This is a genomic window from Emticicia sp. GW821-FHT11C11, assembly GCF_058808615.1.
Window position 1 is genome coordinate 151,692 of record NZ_JBXARV010000003.1, and the last position, 21,853, is coordinate 173,544.

Sequence of the window (21,853 nt, forward strand, 5' to 3'; positions counted from 1 at the left end):
TATTCATTTAAATAAACTACTTCTTATCATACTCAAAACTTACTACCTCCCATTGTCCGCCGTCTTTTTTTATCAGGTGGATAATCAGGTCTGTATTTTCTTTCTTGCCATATACTTTGGTTTCAATCCTCACTTTGGTTTGCCCATGATTCTTACTGATTGTATATCGTGGCACTTCGCTTAGTTTTATTACCTCTCCGGTCTGAGCCTGAATAGCCTTACTGCCATATACAAATGCCTCTGTGATTATATATTCCTGCTTCTGCTTTATATAAAACCCCGCCAGATTCCGTGCTGACAAATACACAATCAATAATGCAATAAACACACCGGCTATAAGCCCAACACCCTGTTGAAAAGTACTCTGCTCGTCAACCATCACTTTGGTTTTAAACAGCCAATCGCCTATGCGTTCGTCATTAACCAGAAAAACAAGTACCTCTATCGGCAATAAAATCAGCGATAGGTTCCGCAATACAAGTACTATTCTATTCGAGTTGACAGCAATCTGCAGACCCATAAAATATTTGCCGGGGCTACGCCCGCCTATGTCCTTTATCAGCAGCAGCAATATCCCCAGACCTGACGCCGAGTAAAAAACAGGTAGAAAACCTGATTTAAGCAAGAATACTCCCGCCAACATCACCAGCATAACAGGCACTGAGATAATCAGCAGGTCAATCAGAAAAGCGTAGATTCTCTTTTGTTTCATAAACTGATGGATACCTTGTTCACTAGCCAAAAGGCTTTATAGCCAAATATAATTGAATTCGGTTATTAATAGAATAGCCGGAAGTTAATAATTTAATTGGAAACAGAAAGGAGTCTTTCTTCCTAACGACCGGGCATTGCCCGGTCAGTACCCGTATTGTTAAAACCTAATTTCTTCAAATGAAAACCATTTCCTGCAATTTTACCTGAATTTCTATCAAAAAAATCATACTTTTGCGATTCCGAATCGCACGGCAATGCCGTATGATTGAATCACTCAAGTACGATCTATGAATATTGAATCATCATTAAAATCTGCTATCGGGCAGGCATTATCTGCATTATTTCAGGTAGAAGAAGACGTGGCTCTGCAACCCACTAAAAGTGACTTTGAAGGAAGCTATACCTATGTGGTTTTTCCGCTGGTAAAACAACTGCGCAAAAGCCCTGCTGATATTGCCAATGCAATAGGAGAATACCTCAAAACCAACACAACCTATATTAAAAGCTATAATGTAGTACAGGGATTCCTGAACCTGGTGTTAGCCGATCAGGTTTGGTTTGATATACTGAACGGCATACTGGCTGATGAAAACTTCGGCTTACTACCCAAAAATGATCAGTCGGTAATGGTGGAATATTCTTCTCCCAACACCAACAAACCTTTGCACCTGGGTCATTTGAGAAACAATTTTCTGGGGTATTCTGTCTCAAAAATTCTGGAGGCCAACGGCTACAATGTGGTGAAGACCTGCCTGGTGAACGACCGCGGCGTGCATATATGTAAGTCGATGTGGGCGTATCAGCAATTTGGCAATGGAGAAACTCCGGGATCGTCTGGATTGAAAGGTGACCACCTGGCCGGTAAATATTATGTTATTTTTGATAAGCATTATAAAAGTGAAATAGAAACCCTGATGCAACAGGGCATGAGCGAAGAAGAAGCCAAGAAAAACGCACCGGCCATAAAAGCCGTGCAGGAAATGCTCATTAAATGGGAACAGGGCGACGAAGAAACTATAGCCCTGTGGCGCAAAATGAACGACTGGGTTTTTGCAGGCTTCAACGAAACCTACAACAAAATCGGGGTGTCGTTCGATAAAACTTATTATGAGTCAAATACTTATCTGTTAGGTAAAGATATAGTAGAAGATGGACTGGCGAGAGGGGTTTTCTTCAAAAAAGAAAATGGCAGCGTATGGATTGATTTAAAAGAGGAAGGTCTCGACGAAAAACTGGTGCTTCGTGCTGATGGTACTTCTGTATATATTACACAAGATTTAGGTACTACAGATCTGAAATTTCAGGACTATAGCAACGATAAGTCGATATGGGTAGTGGGCAATGAACAGGACTACCATTTTCAGGTGCTGTTTGCCATTATGAAAAAACTCGGCCGGAGTTATGCAGATGGTTGTTATCACCTAAGCTACGGAATGGTTGATTTACCCTCAGGCAAAATGAAATCGCGTGAGGGTACAGTGGTTGATGCCGACGATTTAGTGGCCGAAATGATTGAAACCGCTGAGGTAACTACGCGTGAGCGTGGCAAAATTGATGATTTCAGCAAAGAAGAGGCCGATGCGCTTTTCAGTATGATTGCCCTTGGCGCCTTGAAGTACTTCCTGCTGAAAGTAGAGCCAAAGAAAAAAATGTTGTTTAACCCTGCAGAATCGATTGATTTTCAGGGTAACACAGGGCCGTTTATTCAGTATACCCATGCGCGTATCTGCTCTATTCTACGCAAGGCCGCTTCACAGGGAATTGTGGTAAACAATCAGGTGAAAAATGCGGGCATAGAAAAGGCAGAATCGGACCTGATTTTTGTGCTGAACGAATACCCGGATGTGCTTAGAAAAGCGGGTAACGAGTATTCGCCGTCGGTAATTGCAGGATACGCTTATGAGCTGGCGAAGACCTTTAACCACTTCTATGCGGGCATTTCTATCATGAACGAAACCGATGCCGACAAGCAGCAGTTCAGACTGGCATTAATAAAAGCAGTTTCAGAAACGATTCGTAAAGTAACTGCGTTATTAGGCATAGAAGTACCAAACAGAATGTAATACCTGAAACTTTCAATCAAACCAATATATTAAAATGAAAAAGACCATCATTTTAGCAACATTAGCCCTTGTCACCATTGTTGGAGCCATGGGTTTCCGTACCATCAAGCACATTTTTTCTAATAAAGAGCTGAGCTTGAGCCGCCCTGAACCGGCATTACCGAAAGGTTCGTTTTATGATTACTCTCTGAAATCGCTTGACGGCAAACAGACCGTAGATTTCAGCCGGTACAAAGGCAAAAAAGTAGTAGTGCTGAATGTAGCTTCTAAATGCGGCTATACTCCACAATATGCCGACTGGCAGGCGTTTCATAAAAAATATGGCGACAAAATTGTGGTGATAGGTATCCCTGCTAATAACTTCAAGTCACAGGAGCCGGGTTCAAGTGACGAAATCGCCGCTTTCTGTGAGAAAAACTATGGTGTTACTTTCCAGATGTTAGAGAAAATAAGCGTGGTAGGCGACGACCAACATCCATTATACCAATGGTTGAGCCACAAAGATCAGAACGGCTGGAACGATGCCGCTCCAAGCTGGAACTTCTGTAAATATGTAATCAACGAAAAAGGTGAGCTAACCAATTTCTTTGCTTCAAAGGTTACTCCTGACAACGAAGAGTTTAAAAAAGCTGTAGGAATTTGATTCTATAGCTATAGTTGATAGTATTGTGAAGCCGCACCGCAGTGCGGCTTTATTTGTTTAGTGCGATTTCAGGTGCGCATAGACTTCCGAAGCTGAGGTATCATCCTATGGCTTCACTCTTCAGATATTGTTTTTTATATTCTAATGGCGTGGTGCCTTTTACATTTTTGAAGTGGCGGTAGAAATTAGACAGGTTGTTGAAGCCGCTGTCGAAGCAGATAATCTCAATACTGTGCCGGTTTTCTATCAAAGCGCGGCAGGCGTGGCTCACCCTTACTTCAGTCAGGAAATCATTATAGGTTTTGTGGGTCATGAGCTTGAAATACCGGCAGAATGAAGTAGTACTGAGATTGGCAATGGCAGCGATATCTTCCAGTCTGATGTCTTTGGCATAATTGGCCAATGTATAGCTGCAAACGCTGTTGAGCCTTACTGTTTCAATCTCGTTTGATTGATAGAAGGCGTTGGCAGCGGTTATCATTTCCATTTCGTCTGATTCGGTGAGTAGTTCCAATATAGATAGCAGAACGACCAGCCGTTGCAAAGGCCCGGCTGTCAACGCTGATTGCAATAGTGCTTTTAGTTTATGGGCGGTTTCACCCTTAATAATAAGCCCCTGTTTAGCTTTTTCATACAATTTCCGGATACCGTATGTCTCGCTTAGGTTCAGGAAGTCGCCCCCCAGGCAATCGGGCATAAACTGCATCACAATGGCCTCGACCTGTAAATCTGCACTTCCCTGAAAATACTCCTTGTTACAACGCCAGGTGTGCGGCAGATTTTCACCCAGAAGTAATACCTCTCCTGACGAGAAATTGCTCACGTTATCGCCAATGAAGCGAACCCCTTCACCTTTTATTACGTAATGAAGCTCCAGCTCGGGATGATAGTGCCAGATAGTACCAAAATTGGGTTTGGTGTCGTGTCTGATACTGAACGAGTGTTCTGTGTTGGTAGGAACTTTATGAAAATGAGGTTTCATAACCAGAAAAGCTTTATGATAATATTGTACAATGATTGGGAAATAGTCTATAGAAATCTTATTATTTTGTACTTTATCTTTGTAAAGTTAAATAAAATATTTGCCAGATTATAAAAAACAGATATAGATGTAAAAATCAATGTATGTTTTTATCATAATACTGTCAAGTAAGTAATTTGGCCTATTGGATATTTCAACCTGACACATGAATCTTACAAAACTCCCTGTTGTTGACATGCTCATCATTTTTGGCTATCTGGCCGGAATGATAGTAATAGGTATTTATTTTTCCAGAAAAAACAAGAATGCCGATCAGTTTACCAAGGCATCGGGTAAGATACCCGGCTGGGCGATCGGACTTTCTATTTATGCTACTTTTTTGAGTAGCAATACTTTTCTGGGAGTACCCGGTAAGGCATTCGGCAGCAATTGGAATTCGTTCGTATTCAGTTTATCTATGCCGGTAGCGGCATGGGTAGCCGCCCGTTTCTTTGTACCTTTTTACCGAAACACAGGCGAGGTCTCGGCCTACACTCATCTGGAGCACCGCTTCGGATCGTGGGCCAGAACCTACGCTGTTGTTTGTTTTCTGCTTACGCAACTAGCCCGCATGGGTTCCATTTTTTTCGGTATAGCCCTGAGCCTGCAGGCACTGACAGGCTACCCGATGGAAAGCGTAATGATTGTTGTGGGTATATGTATTATCATATATACTGTAATGGGTGGTATGGAAGCCGTTATCTGGACGGAAGTAGTACAAGGGGTAATAAAAACCCTGGGTGCACTCATTATATTGGCACTGGTGATCAAGGGCATGCCCGGAGGCGTCAGTCGCATTATTGAAATAGGACAGGCAGATGGCAAGTTCAGCCTGGGTAGCTTTGCTCCCGATTTTACTCAATCCACATTCTGGGTCGTGTTGTTGTACGGATTCTTCATGAATCTCAATAACTTCGGCATGGACCAAAACTATGTACAGAGGTATCATACCACTTCTTCTGTACGTGAAGCTACCCGATCTATCTGGTTGTGCGTGTACTTGTATCTGCCTGTTTCTTTAATCTTTTTCGTAATTGGCGCCTGTTTGTATGCCTATTATCAGGCCAGTCCTGACCTGCTGAACCAAGTGCGCATGCAGGTGGCTACCGAGCGCCTGCCCGGTGCCAGTGCCGATGCCATCCGCCAATTGGCGTCTACCTTGTCGGCGGCTGATATTGGCGACAAAGTAATGCCGCATTTCATGGTCAACAAGATACCGGCAGGTCTGGTCGGACTAATCGTTGCAGCTATTATGTCGGCAGCTATGAGCACCATCAGCTCTGGTATGAATGCCTCTGCTACAGTTTTCTCGGTCGATATCTACCAGCGATACATTAAATCAGACCTTTCTAACAAACAAGCATTAAGGCTGCTCTACATTGCCACTACAGTTTTCGGGTTGCTGGGTATGTTTACCGGTGTGGCCATGATTGGCGTAAAAAGTGTACTTGATATCTGGTGGATGCTCTCCGGAATTTTTGCCGGGGGTATGCTGGGCTTGTTCCTCTTAGGCATGATTGCCAGAAAAGCCAAAAACACCGAGGCTGTAATAGCTACCGTAATAGGGATACTGGTTATCTGCTGGATGACCTTCTCCAGCCAGATACCTGACGAGTTTGCCGCCTTGCGCAGTCCTTTCCATCAGAATATGATTATGGTGGTAGGTACACTGAGTATCTTCCTGACGGGCGTGCTGATTAGCAAATTGAAAACAAAATGAAATTCTTCTCATATTGATTAAAAATTAAGATAATGTCTTTTTCCACCAATACACTACCGCAGGGTTTTATACCTGTCATGTTAACCCCATTTTCAGATACGGGCGCAGTTGATTATGAAGGACTCAGAATTCTGACCGATTATTACATAAAAGCCGGTTCTGCCGGATTGTTTGCCAACTGTCTGTCGAGTGAAATGTATGAACTGACCGACGAAGAACGCCTGGCTGTTACCCGCCAGGTTGTAAAACAGGCCGAGGGGATTATTCCGGTAGTAGCCACAGGTACTTTAGGCGGTACCATTGCCGAGCAGGCAGAATTCGTGAAGAAAATTTATGATACCGGCGTGCAGGCTGTCATTGTGATTACCAGCCTGATTGCCACTGCCGATGAGTCGGACGAGGTATTTATAGAACGGATGAAAGAACTGATGCGCCTGACGCCAGGCATACCGCTGGGTTTTTATGAATGCCCGGTGCCATACAAGCGCCTGATTAGTGCTGAAATACTGGCTAAACTATTGCCGTCGAAGCGATTGATTTATCATAAAGATACCTGTCTGGATGAGGTTGAAGTAAAACGTAGAATAGATGTGGCTGAGGGCTATAACTTTGGTTTGTATGATGCATATATGGTTAATGCTACTTCATCGCTGAAAGCAGGTGCTGCCGGGTTATCGTGTATACAGGGGAATATTTTCCCCGAATTGATTGTATGGATTTGTAAGCATTTCAATGACGAATCACGCAAGGCTGAGGTAGAGAAAGTGCAGCAGTTTTTTAATGATTCGATGGATATTGTGCATTCGGCGTATCCGACTATCGCCAAATATAGTTTGCAGAAACGAGGCTTCCCGATTTCGACCTATACCCGACGCGATGTTGACGCTTTAACAGATGAACTGAAAGCAGGAATGGATGATTTGCTGGTTACAATTGATAACCTGCACGAAGAACTGGGGATAAAGCCTGTGTATCAGTCGAGCATGTCTCTTGTGTAGTTTTTTTTGTAGTAATTGTTTGATAATCAGAATCTCCGGCGGATACCTGCCGGAGATTTTTTTGTTGCTATCTTTTTGTATAGTGAAGATTATACCACGGTGCGGTAACGAAATAAAACGCAATTGTGTTAGTAGAAAAAAGATAAACAGTACATGCCTGCATTAAAATTAGGAATACTTGATCAGTCGATAGTAACACATGGTAGAACTGCCATTGATGCAATAGAAGAAACTATCTTCACAGTAAAACTGGCTGAAAAGCTGGGTTATAATCGTTTCTGGGTATCAGAACATCACAACTCTTCATTTATAGCGGGTTCAACGCCCGAAGTGCTGATGGTAAAACTGGCCGATGAAACCAGACACATCAGAATAGGGTCGGGGGGTATTATGCTGCCTAACCACAGTGCTTTGAAAGTAGCGGAGAACTTCCGGATGCTGGAGACGCTTTTCCCGGGTCGTATAGATCTGGGCATAGGCAGAGCTCCTGGTGGCGACAGAATCACCGCCGCTTTGCTGAACCCGGCGAATGATTTCAGTGAAGAAAGCTACTTACAACAACTCGAATACCTGCAAAGGTTTTTTACAGACACGGCTGCTACAAAGTATGGCCCGCTGCTGGCAGTACCGCAGGCGTCTACTATTCCCAATCAATGGATATTGAGTTCCAGTGGTGGCAGCAGCAAGATTGCTGCCCAGTTTGGTTTGGGTCTGGCAGTGGCCCGTTTCATCAATGGCTTTGCTCAACCGGATATAGTAGAAACCTACCGGAAAAATTTCGAGCCTTCATCTCAGTTTTCTAAACCTCACGCCCTGATGTCGATTTCTGTTTTGTGTGGCGAAACCGAGGAACAAGCCAGAGATATGCGCAAGTTTATAGATTATGTGCTGGTACAGTTTGAACAGGGCAGGTTTGATAACTTTGGAGATGAAGAGTATATCAGAAAATACCAGTTTTCACTGGCTGAGCAGGAGCGTATTCACAGAAACAGAGGCCGGGTGATATCTGGCACTAAAGACGAGGTAAAAGAAAAACTTACGGCCCTTGCCAACGATTTTGATGTGGATGAAGTCATAGTATCAACAATGGCCAATAATGCGCCGAACCGCCGCCGTTCGTTTGAATTGCTTGCCGAAGCCTTTGAATTGAAACCAAGGGGGTAACGAATGCCTCAATAAAGTAGGGGAGAGTGCTGGCACGATTGTCTTATAGTAAAGTATGGCAAAAGTGTTTATTGTTGCGGATGGTTCAGGAGGTGTAATGAATTAGTATTTTATTAAAAATAGAGACTTATACCTTAAAACTGAAGTTTCCTGAGTAAATTGGGCTTCATAACTTTTTGCTTCTGCTTGTGAAAATTATATTCACATGTGTTAAAATTGCCTATTATGACTTCTAAAATTTTCCGAGTAGTTTTAATCATTTCCGGTATTCTTGTTTTTCTCTTAGGCGGGGTGGGCTGTTTGGTTTATTATAATCAGGATAAAGTCTTTGAAAGATTAAAAGCGGTAGCCAACGAAAGGATTAACGGCACACTTGAAATACGAGAATTTAAGTTTACTCCCTTCAATAATGGGTTAGGGTTTACGTTCTCGCTGATGGGCGTAAAACTCAGAGACAAGGATTTCAACCAGCACCATACTCACCTCATTGATGGCGGCATCATCAGTATTACACTCGAAACCACAGCGTTGTTGCGAGGCAAAGCGCAGATTCGCAGCCTGAAACTTACTAACGGTGAACTGAACGTGTTCAGACGTAAAGACGGTTCTACCAATCTGTCTGTTTTCTCTTCGCCCTCCAAAGAAAAAACAAAATCAAACTCCACTCAGGATACTCAGGGGTTAGAGCATCTCGAAGAAATCTCGTTTAAAGATTTTAAGGTTCAATATATTGACTCACTGCAAGAGAAGTCGTTCGCAGTTGATTTTCATGATTTTGTAAACAAAGTAGAATTTGAGAAGGATGCATGGAACGTGGACGCAAGAGGTGATGCTTATTTTAAAGGGCTGGTTTTTAATCAGGACAAGGGAGGCTTTCTGACTAATCAGGATGTAGGATTGAAGCTGTCGGTAGCATACCATCAGAAAGAGAAGAAACTGGTAGTGAAGCCCTCTGAAATTGAAACCGCTACTAAAGATAAAATCAGGATTTCGGGTCTGTTTGATTTTAGCGAAAGTGCACGGACCATTCAGCTCGACTTTACCACCAACAAAATCAGATTGAGTGATGCGAAGAAATTACTTAATACCCATTTATACAATATATTAACAAAGATTAAAATTGATCCTGTTGTAACAGCAGATGTACATCTGAGAGGTAAACTGGGAGAGAAGAAATCGAAGATAGATATCAATTTTGATGCGCGTTCCTTCCAATATCAGCTCAAGGTGGGCATGCTAAGAGACCTGAGTACACAGGGAACATTTTCCAATCATGCCGATGACAGCCTGCCGACAGGTGATGAAAATACAAGAATTACAGGCAATAACATTAAAGGCTTGTTTGAGACTATTCCGATAGAGGGTAAACTGGTGGTACATAACCTCGACAAAGCCCTTGCAGAACTTGAATGTACGCTGGATGCAGACCCGGCCTCATTAAACGGATTGCTTGACCCCGACCGATATCTGGTTAAGAAAGGAAAAGCCCAGATGAAAATAACCTATAAGGGTGATATCAGAACGTTGTTCAACAAAACCACCAGGAAGATAAACGGATTGCTGTATGGCAGCGTATCGTTGCAGGATATGGCAGTTACCTACCTGCCGCAGAAAGTAACCATTGAGCAGATCAGGGGCGATGTGGCATTTACGGGTGAAGAGGTAAGGATACCGAATATTCATCTGTTTGACGGGCAGAACCACCTGTATATCAATGGAGATATTGTAGGGTTGGTTCCGTACTTGTATATGGAAAATGCACCGCTAAAAGCTCGTGTAAGTATTAAAGTACCCGACTGGCAGCTTAACTGGTTGAAAGTATTGCTGAACCTGGATAGCTCGAGACCTAAAAGAGCCAGAGACCCGAAATTTACCTTGTCGGAATTGTTGGATAAAGCCATTGATAATATTGAAGTGGATGCAAGCCTGGAGGCCGACCGTTTCAGATATAATCGCCTGACAGCGCGGAACCTGAAAGGCAAAATGACACTAAGCGCAGACAAAATAAAACTGCATAGTTTTTCGATGAATGCCTTCGGAGGTACTTTCATTATTACGGGTGACATCAATCAACTGCGTGCCAACAACAAACCGATACAATTGAATGTAAATGCGAAGGTGACTAATACGGACGTAAAGTCGGTTTTTTCTTCCTTTAATAATTTCGGACAATATACCATTACCGATAGAAACCTGCAAGGTAAACTGACAAGTGCTTTCAAGTTTAATGCGCTGCTGAAAAAAGATGCATCGCTGGTTGAAAACTCGGTAAAAGGAACGCTTTCTGTTGATTTGAGAGAAGCTGAGATTATAGACTTTGATCCTTTCCTGAAAATAAAAAGGTTGATATTCAGAAAGCGCCAACTGGAACACGTTCAATTTGCACCAATTGTGCACGAGTTTGCCATCAACGGACAGGAAGTTGAAGTGAAGAAAATGCAGATTGAAAGTAATGTGCTTACCTTCTTTCTGGATGGTATTTATAGTCTCGGAAACAAAACCGATCTTAATATTCAGATTCCTTTCAGTAATCTTCGTAAGCGCGATTCTACCTATCAGTTTCAGGAATATGACCCTGACGCTGGCTCTAATATCTACTTAAAGGCTATTGATGAAAACGGCAAAGTAAATATCAAGATGGTTTTCAAAAAGAGAGCCAGAAGGAGCCCTTTCAGAGCTTTCCGATAAATATTTGTTTGCTTGCTCCGATTAAGCGATTAAAAGCGATGTATTTGCCGTCGTGCGAAATAACCAGATTGGTTGGTGACGGAACCGTAGGTTTGCTTAGCAATTTGCATCGTTTTTCAAACGCTTCATTGCCGGTGCTGCATTGTACAATACTGCCATTACAAACATAGTAAAGGCTGTTGCCCGAAGGGTGCCAGCGTACATAACCTTCAACTGGGGTATCATGTTGTGTAAGTTGTGTCAGGTTTTTGCCGTATGGATCAATGGTGAATAGTTGAAGAATACCTTTGGCATCTTTGGCCAAAAAGGCAAGCGATTGGCCATCAGGTGAACTACGGACAATACCCACACAACCGGCTTGGGAGGTGTTGGCTGTAAAAGTAAGTCTTCTTTGAACGGTACCTTTAGGCGGCATAGGCATGGCAGTGTCGGTTCCGGCCAATGAGCCTGATTCTCCTTCTTCGGTGATGTTATCAGGAATATCCACAATGAATACCTCATCTACTTTCTTTCCGTTTTTATCGGTCACTGAACCTATAAAAGCCCGGGCTATTTGTTTAGTGCCATCAGGTTTCTGATAACCGTGCGTACCTACCCAGCTGTCACCGGCCGCATGGCTTATTTCGTCGGAACCTGCTTTGGGCTCCGGTGTTACTTTTACGACCAATGCACTGAACCACTCACCGGCTACATTTTCGCCCTTCGTATCTTTTTCTACAGAAACCGCACCAATTCTTTTGGAAACACCAATGGTACGCAGATTGTGTTTCTTACCTGTTGAATCTTCCAATGCCTTCATGATGGCATCGTTGTAAGTGTAACCAATCCATTGGCCGTCGCCGCTCCATTCATGGCGGTGGGTACCCCCGCGTAGCGCTCCTTTGGTGTATGGCGCTGAGGTATCGCGGGCGTCCATAAAGATGTGTTTGCCGGGCTGGGTTTCATCAATAATAACACCAGTACGGCGCCATTGCTGATACGGATTGGCTTCTGTAACGCTCATCAGGCCATGAATAAAAACCACGGCGTTTTCAACAGGAGAGTAGCTGACAGCTCCTGCTCCGGGGCCCCATGCCTGATTATTAGGTAGTTGGTAGACAATCTGTTTTTCACCCGTTGAAATATTTACTTTTTCAATGCTTGCAGAAGCCGCAATGCCACCTTCATCGGTTCGTGTATCATAGACCAACCATTGGTTATCGGGCGAGAAATTATCATTGTTGTCTAAATCGTGATGATACGCCGGGTCATTGGTAATTTGCTTCTCGTCCAGATACTCCATAGTTGTGCAAGCTGATAGTGATACAATAAAGGTTAAAAGTAAATATTTCATTGGGTTTGTTGTTAACGTTTTGTCCGATTTACTTGATAGTTGTCGGTGGGCTGATTACCCCAAGGTATCGGCCCATCCAGTAAGGCAACAACCAGATGTCACCCGCGCTGTGTTCTGATGTGCCGTTGCCACCTCTACGGTCGAGATTAAATGTATTACCGTTATGGCGTTGAATAGGTCCCTCGTCAGGCGGTAAAACCTCTTTAATGGTTTGGTTACGGAAGTTCGGCGCTATTTTCTCAATATCTTTACGATGGCTGTTTGTGATAACCCAATCTACTAAATCCAATGGATATTCTCTTAAATACCAGGCTGCTTCGTTCAGGTCAAATTCTTTGGTGCCTGTCAATGCTGTAAATATATTCCAGGCTCCTTCTTTTTCAGGGCGTTCGGCCTCCCAGTGGTCAATAATAGCTTTTTTGTAAGCGGCTTTCAGGGTATCGTTAAAGGCATAGCGGTACAAACCCCAGTAGCCCACGAAATACATTTCGTCGTCAGAGTGGTTCCAACCGTCAGACATGTGCTTGCTGTGTGCATCTGCATCTTCTGCGGCTTTGCCAATAACACTCATCGGGCGCATCAGGTTTTCGTAGTAGCCATGTTTTTTCATCAGTTCAAATGCCTTCTGTTTGTATTTTTCTTTTTTAGTGAAATGGTAGGCCGTTTGAAGCATAGCCACAATATTTGATGAATTCAGCTTTCTGTCACCCACATTGATCGGGAACGCATTTACATATTCAGGATTCCAACGGCCCCATTGAGTAGGTTTACCGTTATAATCAATCATATACATATCATTCTTAACGATATGACTCATAAGCGTGTCGATAAGCGTAATGGCACGTTTTTTAATGACAGGCTCCTGTATGATCTCTGCCATAGCGCCAAAGGCAAAAATATGACCGATTACCTCATCACTACTGGTGGTAGCTTTCCAGTCCCACTCTGGGTCGGCTGAATGTTGCCAGCGCTCAGGGTCAGATAACTGATTGATATAGCCGCTTCTTTCAAACGAACGTGAAGGGAAGCCCGGAATACCATTAACGGTATACAGGCGCTCCAAAGCATCAAGCGATTCCACACAGTTTTGCAGGGCTTCGGGGTCTTTGGTAACTGAATATCTGAAAATTTCACCACCCAGATACATCGTTGTCCACAGACCGTCGTTGTCAGAGTCAGACAGGTATCCGGTGCTCAGGTTTCCTTTTTCCATACGGCTGATGGAAGCATTGAAACCATTGCGGATGTGGCGGCTGCGCACTTGTTTATCGTAGAAAACGGCTTTGTCGTGCAAGGTCATTTTCTTATAACAGATTTGGCCTAAACCTGCGGTTGTTAATATTAAAGCCGAGCTTTCAGGGCCTTCGGCGATATTAGTTACCACATTACCCGGAAGCCAACGCTCACCGTTGTAGTAATCGAACTTGCCATCCACACGAGAAGCAAAAGCTCCGTTGCTTGAACCAAACCAGAATCTGTCACCGATCACTTTTACTGCTGTGATTTCTGTAACCGGCAATTTCTGATTTTTAGCGCCTATCTGTTTTTTCGAGGTGGCATCAAGCGTGATGATTCCATCGGTAGTACCGATGATTATTTTCTTACCATCAGTATCGAAGGCCGTGAACCCTGAGCCGGTGAACACTTTGGTTAATTTTGAACCTGAAAGGGTGGATAAAGATTTTTTACCCAGGATCCAGAAAGTATCGGTGTTGTCCTGATAGCGTAGCGCTACTACCTCATCTCCTTCAAGGTTGCCTTTCCAGATGCTTTTTGAATCTTTTACCAATTGTAAAGATTTACCGTCTGACACCAGAAAAGCAAAGTCTTTACCACCTGCAAAAAGCTTAGCGTCGGTCAGTTCGTGCTTGTTGAACAATTTACCTGCCCAGGCATTGCTTAGCACGGTTTTATCATCCAGTAACACAAATTGGTTCTGGTAACTGCCTAAGCCTTTAAGGTTTTTATGACCAATGGTACGGTAGGTCTTATCAGCCTCCAATGAACCCGGATACAAAAAATGGCCGTCGTGTGTTAGCAACAGACCTTCTGACGAAAATATTTTGATGGCACCGTTTCTGTCGGCAGCCACATCAATCAGTTTTGTATTGGCCGATTTTACATAATACTTAATGGCGTAGTCCTGTAAAAAAGGCTTGTCCTGATACATGGGTTGTGTTTTAACAGGGGCCTTTTGCGCAAAAGAGGCAAAGCCTGCCAATGCTAAACAAATGATAATGTAAGGAGATAATCTCATAAGAATGTAAGGTAATTGATTAGTATTTTGTGTGTAACGGGAATTTACTTGATTTTCTGTGGGTCAACGACTGCATATTTGATCGATTTCTGTTTGTTTTCCGGATGATACGAGTATGTCATGTGCAGCAGTCCGTCTTTGGTTTGAATCAGTGACGGATACGAAAAGCCACCTTTGTTCGGATCATGGTCTTCCATTCTGATTTTCCATTTCCAGGTTTTGCCTTCATCGTCTGATAGATACAGACTAAGCTTGTACCGGCCGTCATAAATATCATTGCCCAGAAATGCCCAACGGCCGTCGTTCAGCACCAGCAGTTCTACACTGGCGGTGTTCGGTATGTCCGTCTTAATTGAGGCTGACCAGCTTTCGCCTTTGTCTGCAGACTCGCTGATGTGTACACGGGTGGGGCTATCGCCGCTGTCACGCATGTAGGCTATCAGGTTGCCATTTTTCTTTTGTACTATTGCCGGTTGTATAGGCCCGCGCCCTACCAGTGGCAGGCTAGGGTGCCAACTGGCGCCGTTATCGTCAGAAATAGCCATCATCGACATATTATAACCATCTGAATAAAGTGGTAATACAATACGACCGTTGTTCATCAATAGCGGTTTGATACGGGTCATCCAGCCGATGCTGCGTTTGGTGGCGTCTGTGGCTGCGTTAATAACCATGTCGTCATACTTTGGAGCATAACCTGCCCATCCGGCATGAGTGTCTGGCATTTGTTTGAAACGGGTGGCTACTTCTTTGGCGAAGTCGTCGCCGGGTTTCAGCAGAATATTATCCTGCCAGTTCCATACAGGCGCACCCGGTCTGGTATAATCGGTTGAAGTTCTGAATCTTAAAATAGATTGTTCCCACTTATTGGCCTGTACGGCTATCCAGACCAGAAAAAGTTTGTTTTCCTGATTCAGAAATACGACAGGGTTGCAATCGGGGATATTGGGCGTGTCTGCCATCAGAAAAGGTTCACTCCAGGTTTTCTCGCCTTTGCGAAGTCTGGCGCCCATAATTTTTACGTCGTCTGCTGTGCGTTCGCCGCTTCCCTGAAACCATACGGTCAGGAAATCGCCATTAGGCAGACTGACAATGCTGCTGCCATGCACGTGTTGTTCCTGCAAAGGGAAAATAATAGCCGAATGCAGTATGGCCGGATTCTGTGCCAATACTTGCCAACTGCTGATTAAAGTTAGTAAAAGTAGCGTTAGTGTTTTTTTCATTTGGTGGTGTTATCAATATTTTTGGTGTGAACCGCATTGCAATGCGGCTCTACGAATCTGGTTTTTTATTTTACCTTTTTGCGTCTCTCCGCTAATTCGCGGAACGTTGTTAAAATAATACCTTCTGATTCAATATAGGCTTTCAGTTCAAGGCTCATCATCGAATGCATGTCGGCATAACGAGAACCGCCCGAACCACTGATATGCTGGAAAGCATCGGTAATATCGCTGCTGTGCACAATCAGCATGGCTACGCCAGGCTGCATGTTTTTGAGTGTTTCGATGAATTTCTGTGCTTTATATTTACCCCAGGCCTCAGCACTTATGTTAGTGCCTTCCGGTTTCCAGTCGCCACTGATAGTATGGAGGTCGTCCAGAACGGGTAGACCCGATTTCCAGATCATTTCTCCTACTCCTTTGGCTTGTTTGGCAACGGCAGGTACAGGCAATTGCATGCCTTCTTTCCATTGGCCTTTGGCCTTCAGACTTTTGATAACAGGTGCATTGAGACATTCAATGAGCAATTTATTATTCCCACCGGGGAACATCACCGGAATACCGGTTTCAACACCGACTTTAATGTATCTCTCCAGAAACGGCTGATGAGCGAATAATGTACCCATGTGCGAATCTAAATGCGTTGGTTTCAGACCGATTTTTTGTGCGCGGGCTAGTTGCGCTCTGATTTCTTTCTCTACTTCATCGGCTGAAGCATTTTTAACTACCTGTTCAACTGTGTGCCACATGCAGGCTTCTTCGTCTACCAGTCCCGGGGCGTGCTCAAAACCTGCGACCGGGGCCCAGCGATAATCTTTCCATTCTGAGGTGAGTGTCAGGTGCAATCCGGCATCCAGATTCGGATTTTTCTTCTGGATATAATTCTTAATGAAACTTGGTGCCCAGGGGCAGGGCATCATGATGCTACACGAGGTGGCTACACCCTGTTCAATCGATTTAATGGCTCCCTGATTGGATGAATAGGACATGCCGCAGTCGTCCACATGGAAAATTACTACTTTCTTTCCTTTCGGAAAACCCAGTTTTTCGGCATAGGTTTCCTGCGCCTGCGCGAAAGCCACAGAAGTAAAAAGGAGGCCTGCTAATAATGGTAGTTTTAGCTTTATCATCGGTAAAAGAATTTATTTATTGAATCATATTTGTATATCGGCCCATCCAGTATGGTAAAAGCCAGAAAACGGGTTCTCTTTCTACATGTGGGTCGCCACCACGGGCATCAAACGGATTTTTGTCCCAACGCACGGTTTTTCTGATACTGGCAGGAGGTAGTTTGCTCACCTGCAGTTCATCCAGAACTATGCTACGCACCAGTTGTATATCTTCCCGTTTGGTATGGTCAATGTGCCAGTCGACGAGGTCGAGCGGGGTATCTTTCAGAAAGTCGACTGAGTTAGCTACCTCTGCCTTTTTGCCACGTGAATAGCAATAAATGAAATTAATGAGCGGATTATGGTCGGCCTTGCGGTTTTCGAACCATTGGTCGATATGTTTCTCATAGAAAGCCAGTCGCTCCGGGTCGGTTTCACATTTCAGAAAAATAGGGTAGAGGTAAGCCTGTAAAATGGTATCGAAATAAATAAACCAGGCTCTATTCTGATTGGGTACCTGCGCCATGTTGTCGAGATAATGCTCTTCGTTAATGAGCCTCAGGTAATGCTTCTGATACTTTTCGTCTTTGGTTATATAATGTGCAAATTTCAGAAAGGCCAGCATCTCCATAGAATTCTGGTTTTTGTCGGGTGCCCATTCAGGGTCCCGGTTCAGTTGATCCGGTGACCACACCGACCAGCGGGTAGGCTTGCCGTCGAGGTCGAAAAAATTGAAATTATGCTTGATGAGATAGTCGACAATACGTGATACGTGTTGACGGATGATAACTTTTTCAGCCTCATCAGCTACTAATTCATAGTAAAAGAAATAGCCGAACATGTGTCCGCACATTTCGTCACTGCTGGTGTCGCCTTTCCAGAGCCATTTGCCATCTTTTGATTTTCGCCAACGAACCTCCACAGGCTTGAAACGCGGTTCTTTTACCAGTTCGTCAGCCAATTGATGAGGAGTAAAGGTACGGTTGCCATCATGCACAAAACCCCAGTCGGAAGGCACTATGGTGCGTGCAAAGAAGCCTTCGGTGTCTGTTACTTCCTGCAGCAACTTCAGGAATCCGAATGCCTTACGGGCATTTTCTTTTGCCTCCGGATTTTTGGTGACGGCATATCTGAATGCTTCCAGAGCCAGATAATTGCCGGTGTATTCTCCATCATTATCATCATCTTCCGGTTGCCATGAAGTAGTGTCTCCCGGTATGCGTAAGTGAGCTTGTCCGGCAATCCATGGCGCGCGGATGTGGCGTTTCATGAGCACATCCATAAAATAATCGTTTTTCTGTGCCAGGGTCATTTGCCGGCGCTTGATGGCGCTTACTCCTTTCGGAGTAGCTATCCATGCATTGCCGTTGGCATCAAAGGCAATATCATTCACATGGTCATCGAGCAACCACCGGCGACTGAAAAGCATAGAGTAGCTGCTGTCGGGTGTGGCTGAATGTGCCTGATAGCGAACCAACCCCTGTTCGGTTCCAACCCACAAGGTTCCGTTGGGTGCTGTTTCTACACAAGTTACAAACACTGTCGGCAATCCTTGTTTTGTATTAATTTCTCTTACTTTTTTATCTGCTTGAATAATACTAACCCCACCTAAGCCACCTGCCCAGAGATGCTGATTGCTATCAATAGCAATGCCTTTAATATACCCGCTGATGACCTCGTCTTTGTTGCGGAATACTTTTGTTTCCTGAGCAGAAGTATGATAAAGACCCACATCGCTGGCAATCCAGAGACCACCCTTATTGTCAGAGATTACGTCTCTGATAGAACGGGGTAATTGATAACCTTCCTTGTTTGACTGAGGTTTCTTAAAAGTTTGTCCGTCAAATAACCAGAGGCCATGTGGCCCTAGGGCATAAACACCTTCTTTAGCAGCACAAATAGCAGAGATGGGGGCGGTAATACCAGCTAGTTTTTCAAGCTGGTTATTCTGATAGCGATAGATGCCACTCCAGGTGCCCATCCAGACAGTGCCCCCCTCGTCAACTTCGACTGAATAAGCCGGGCCTTTGTCTTCGCCACTCAGCATGGATGTCCAGCTTGCTTCTCCGGCCTTTTTCTTGAAAATGCCTGCGGCAGTAGCTATCCATACATTGTCTGCTTTATCGACGATGATGCTTCTTACTTCGTTTTCTTCGGCTTTGGCGCTTACAGGGTATGCCTCGTGGTATTCCTGCCAGAAGGGCGTGTCTTTATAAGTAGACGTTGCTTCCTGTTTTTCAGTAGACTTGCAGGCATACATAAAAAATGTCAGAGTTAATCCTGCAAGGATAAAAAACCATAGTTTTTTCTGTGTGCTGAACAATCCTTTGGTTATCATATGCCTGTCTACTTTATAAATAATGTTTTATAGAATATACTGATACTTGTTATTCACTAATTCGCCATTGACTATTCATCATTTGCTAAACGAATACGGCACTGCATCTTTTCCTACTCCCCATGCTTTGTTAGGGGTTGAGCCCATTTCAAAAAACAATTCACCACCGGCCATTATTTCCGACTGGTCGATGAAACAACGATTAAACGGTTTCCCATTCAACGTAGCCGACTGAATATATTTGTTATCGGCGCTATTGTTGTTAGCAACGATTTTAAAGATTTTGTTATCTTTTGCACTGATTTCAACGGCATCAAACAATGGACTGCCAATGGCATATTGACTACTGCCGGGTGTAACCGGATAAATACCCATACTACTCAGCACAAACCATGACGACAAAGAACCCATGTCTTCGTTACCGCTTAGTCCGCCGGGACCAGTGCGATAGAATTTCTGCATGATTTCACGGGTGCGTGCCTGGGTTTTCCACGGAGCTGCCGCATAATTATAAAGATAGGCTACATGGTGCGAGGGCTGGTTGCCGTGCACATATTGCCCGATGGTACCTACCACACCTACATATTTAGGCTCACTGATAGAGGCCTCCATATCAAAGAAAGTATCCAGACGTTTGTTAAAGGCTTCGTCACCACCCAGCAGGTCTACCAAACCTTTTACATCATGTTGCACCGACCATAGATATTGCCAGGCATTTGATTCGGTATAATGGCGGTTAGGCCGACGACCCACCAGTAGAGGGTCGAAATATTTGTAGTAGAAGTGTTCTCCTGCTTTTGCAATTTCCTGTTCATTAGTGCCTTTTTCCGGTAGCCATGATCCGTTTTTCATTCGCGGGCGCATAAATTGTGTACCGGTGTCATATACATTCCGGTAGTTCTGAGCACGTTTGTAAAACAGTGCGGCATCTTCCTTTTTACCGAGTGCATCGGCCAGTTGGGCAATACACCAGTCGTTATAGGCCAGTTCGAGCGTGTTGGGTACCGATTCAGTAACTACGTCGCATGGTGCATAACCTAAATTTATATAATCTGTCAGACCGGAACGACCGTTGGAGGCAGGTAGTGGGGCAGGAGGGGCTTCCAGCGCTTTTTTGCGCATGGCGTTGTATAATGCCTCAATATCCCAATCTCTATATCCTTTTATATAGGCGTCTACAATTACAGGTACCAGGTGGTCACCAACCATTCCCTGTCCGAAAGTATTTCTGAAATGCTGTGCAGGTAGCCAACCGTATTCTGATGTTTTGGCGGCAATTGATTTCACCAGGTCATTTACATGGTCAGGCGCTACAAGGGTTAGCAAAGGGTGCTGGCTGCGATAAGTATCCCAGCATGAAAAATTCGGATAGAAGTCATAGTCTTTGGCCGTATGTACCTTTTTATCCATGCCTACATATTGTCCGTTAGCATCTTGTCCGGTGTACTGAGCCAGTATGCTGCGGTAAACCGCTGTATAGAAAATCTGTTTTTTGCCGGCGTCTTTGGTGGTTACCGAAACTTTTTTCAGTTCGTCGTTCCAAGCCTGATAGGCATTCTCTTTTACCTTATCGAAGTCCCAATGGGGAAGTTCGCTTTGCAGGTTATTACGTGCGCCATCAATGCTTACAAAAGAGATGCCTACTTTTACCAGTATCTGTTCGGCTTCTTTGGTGGCGTAGCTTACAAAAGCCCCTACGTTCAGGCCTTTTTCTTCATCTTTATAAGGCCAGAAACCCTCAGCCGATTCAGGTGTGTTGTAGTCAGAATCCCAGGTGCCGTAGTAATCAAACGGCCGGCTGAATTGAGCTACAAAATATACCATTGTTCCGTTGGCATCCTTGTATCCTTCAATGGTGCTATCGCCTACTATTTTTAGTAATGACAAACCGCTTTTATCGTCTTTGCCAATTTCATGGCCTAAGTCGAGCAATATATTGGAACGCCTCGCTTTCGGGAAAGTGTAGCGGTGCATGCCTACACGTTTGGTGGTGGTCAGCTCGGCTTTGATGTTATCATCTTTCAGCAAAACACTGTAATAGCCCGGTACGGCTTTTTCATCAGCCTTGTTGTATCTTGAACGATAGCCCGCATCAGGATTTTCTTTGGTACCCGGGCTGGTCTGAATTTTGTCGTTAACGGTGGGCATCAGCAGGATATCACCGCCGGTGGTCATACCCACGCCACTGAAATGCGTGTGACTGAACCCGGCAATAGAGCTGTCAGAATAGCTGTATCCGCTGCTGTATGTCCAGCCCTGTGTATCGTGGTCGGGGCTTAGCTGTATCATTCCGTAGGGTACTACTGCTCCGGGGAAGGTATGCCCGAAGTAATCGGTTCCGATGAATGGGTCAACCAAATCAACAGGATTGTTTTTACTGTCGGAAGAACAGGACTGATTGACCATGATTGCGGTCAGTCCAATAAAAAGTAACAGGAATCGGGTTTTAAGGTTTAGGGTTGAATGGGTGTATAGACGCTTGTTCATACATTCAGCAAGGCTCGGATTGGTTAAGATATACAGATTAAGTACTTCGATACCGTGGTTCAAGACTATCGAAGCGAGAAAAAAAACAATAATTTAAA

General features: G+C 44.2%; 14 protein-coding genes. 6 read left to right on the forward strand and 8 right to left on the reverse strand.

The window, feature by feature from the left end; translation table 11 throughout:
• Positions 1–16: 16 nt before the first annotated feature.
• On the reverse strand, positions 17–712 hold the full coding sequence (locus tag AC1RRY_RS15840; protein ID WP_492822857.1) for an RDD family protein: 696 nt from the start codon (positions 710–712) through the stop codon (positions 17–19).
• A gap of 289 nt (positions 713–1,001) precedes the next feature.
• Here AC1RRY_RS15840 and argS point away from each other — a divergent pair, with 289 nt between their 5' ends.
• Together argS and AC1RRY_RS15850 are read left to right on the forward strand one after the other, a co-directional pair.
• Positions 1,002–2,777, forward strand: coding sequence for an arginine--tRNA ligase (gene argS, locus AC1RRY_RS15845; protein ID WP_492856627.1), 1,776 nt, complete (start codon positions 1,002–1,004; stop codon positions 2,775–2,777).
• A 34-nt stretch (positions 2,778–2,811) separates the two neighbouring features.
• Complete coding sequence (locus AC1RRY_RS15850; RefSeq protein ID WP_492822853.1) at positions 2,812–3,420, forward strand: glutathione peroxidase; 609 nt, start codon at positions 2,812–2,814, stop codon at positions 3,418–3,420.
• 100 nt (positions 3,421–3,520) lie between these two features.
• Here AC1RRY_RS15850 and AC1RRY_RS15855 read toward each other — a convergent pair whose 3' ends face one another.
• The gene (locus AC1RRY_RS15855) at positions 3,521–4,402 is read right to left on the reverse strand and encodes an AraC family transcriptional regulator (protein ID WP_492822851.1); all 882 of its coding nucleotides are present in this window, start codon (positions 4,400–4,402) and stop codon (positions 3,521–3,523) included.
• Positions 4,403–4,607: 205 nt separating this feature from the next.
• Here AC1RRY_RS15855 and AC1RRY_RS15860 point away from each other — a divergent pair, with 205 nt between their 5' ends.
• The 4 genes from AC1RRY_RS15860 (at position 4,608) to AC1RRY_RS15875 (ending at position 11,011) form a co-directional block, all read left to right on the forward strand.
• Complete coding sequence (locus AC1RRY_RS15860) at positions 4,608–6,161, forward strand: sodium:solute symporter family protein (protein ID WP_492822849.1); 1,554 nt, start codon at positions 4,608–4,610, stop codon at positions 6,159–6,161.
• Between the two features lie 32 nt (positions 6,162–6,193).
• Positions 6,194–7,159 carry a dihydrodipicolinate synthase family protein gene (locus AC1RRY_RS15865; RefSeq protein ID WP_492822847.1) on the forward strand — a complete coding sequence of 322 codons (966 nt, stop codon included), beginning with the start codon at positions 6,194–6,196 and terminating at the stop codon, positions 7,157–7,159.
• A gap of 153 nt (positions 7,160–7,312) precedes the next feature.
• Complete coding sequence (locus AC1RRY_RS15870) at positions 7,313–8,323, forward strand: LLM class flavin-dependent oxidoreductase (RefSeq protein ID WP_492822845.1); 1,011 nt, start codon at positions 7,313–7,315, stop codon at positions 8,321–8,323.
• 225 nt (positions 8,324–8,548) lie between these two features.
• Entirely contained in the window at positions 8,549–11,011 is a 2,463-nt protein-coding gene (locus AC1RRY_RS15875) for an AsmA family protein (protein ID WP_492822843.1), read from the forward strand.
• On the opposite strand, the gene AC1RRY_RS15880 is transcribed toward AC1RRY_RS15875, so the two are convergent.
• From AC1RRY_RS15880 to AC1RRY_RS15905, 6 genes are all read right to left on the reverse strand, one after another.
• Positions 10,995–12,344 carry a DUF3748 domain-containing protein gene (locus AC1RRY_RS15880; RefSeq protein ID WP_492822841.1) on the reverse strand — a complete coding sequence of 450 codons (1,350 nt, stop codon included), beginning with the start codon at positions 12,342–12,344 and terminating at the stop codon, positions 10,995–10,997. The two genes, AC1RRY_RS15875 and AC1RRY_RS15880, sit on opposite strands and share 17 nt — an antisense overlap.
• Before the next feature lie 28 nt (positions 12,345–12,372).
• The gene (locus tag AC1RRY_RS15885; protein WP_492822839.1) at positions 12,373–14,601 is read right to left on the reverse strand and encodes a hypothetical protein; all 2,229 of its coding nucleotides are present in this window, start codon (positions 14,599–14,601) and stop codon (positions 12,373–12,375) included.
• A 44-nt stretch (positions 14,602–14,645) separates the two neighbouring features.
• Positions 14,646–15,824 (reverse strand): sialidase family protein, encoded by a 1,179-nt coding sequence (locus AC1RRY_RS15890; protein WP_492822837.1) that lies wholly within the window; start codon positions 15,822–15,824, stop codon positions 14,646–14,648.
• Between the two features lie 65 nt (positions 15,825–15,889).
• A complete protein-coding gene (locus tag AC1RRY_RS15895; protein WP_492822835.1) occupies positions 15,890–16,951 on the reverse strand; it encodes a polysaccharide deacetylase family protein in 1,062 nt (353 codons plus the stop codon).
• Between the two features lie 16 nt (positions 16,952–16,967).
• Positions 16,968–19,268, reverse strand: a complete 2,301-nt coding sequence (locus AC1RRY_RS15900; RefSeq protein WP_492822833.1) for a ligand-binding sensor domain-containing protein — start codon at positions 19,266–19,268, stop codon at positions 16,968–16,970.
• A gap of 78 nt (positions 19,269–19,346) precedes the next feature.
• Positions 19,347–21,755: a GH92 family glycosyl hydrolase gene (locus AC1RRY_RS15905; protein WP_492822831.1), complete on the reverse strand. Its 2,409-nt coding sequence runs from the start codon at positions 21,753–21,755 to the stop codon at positions 19,347–19,349.
• Positions 21,756–21,853 lie beyond the last annotated feature (98 nt).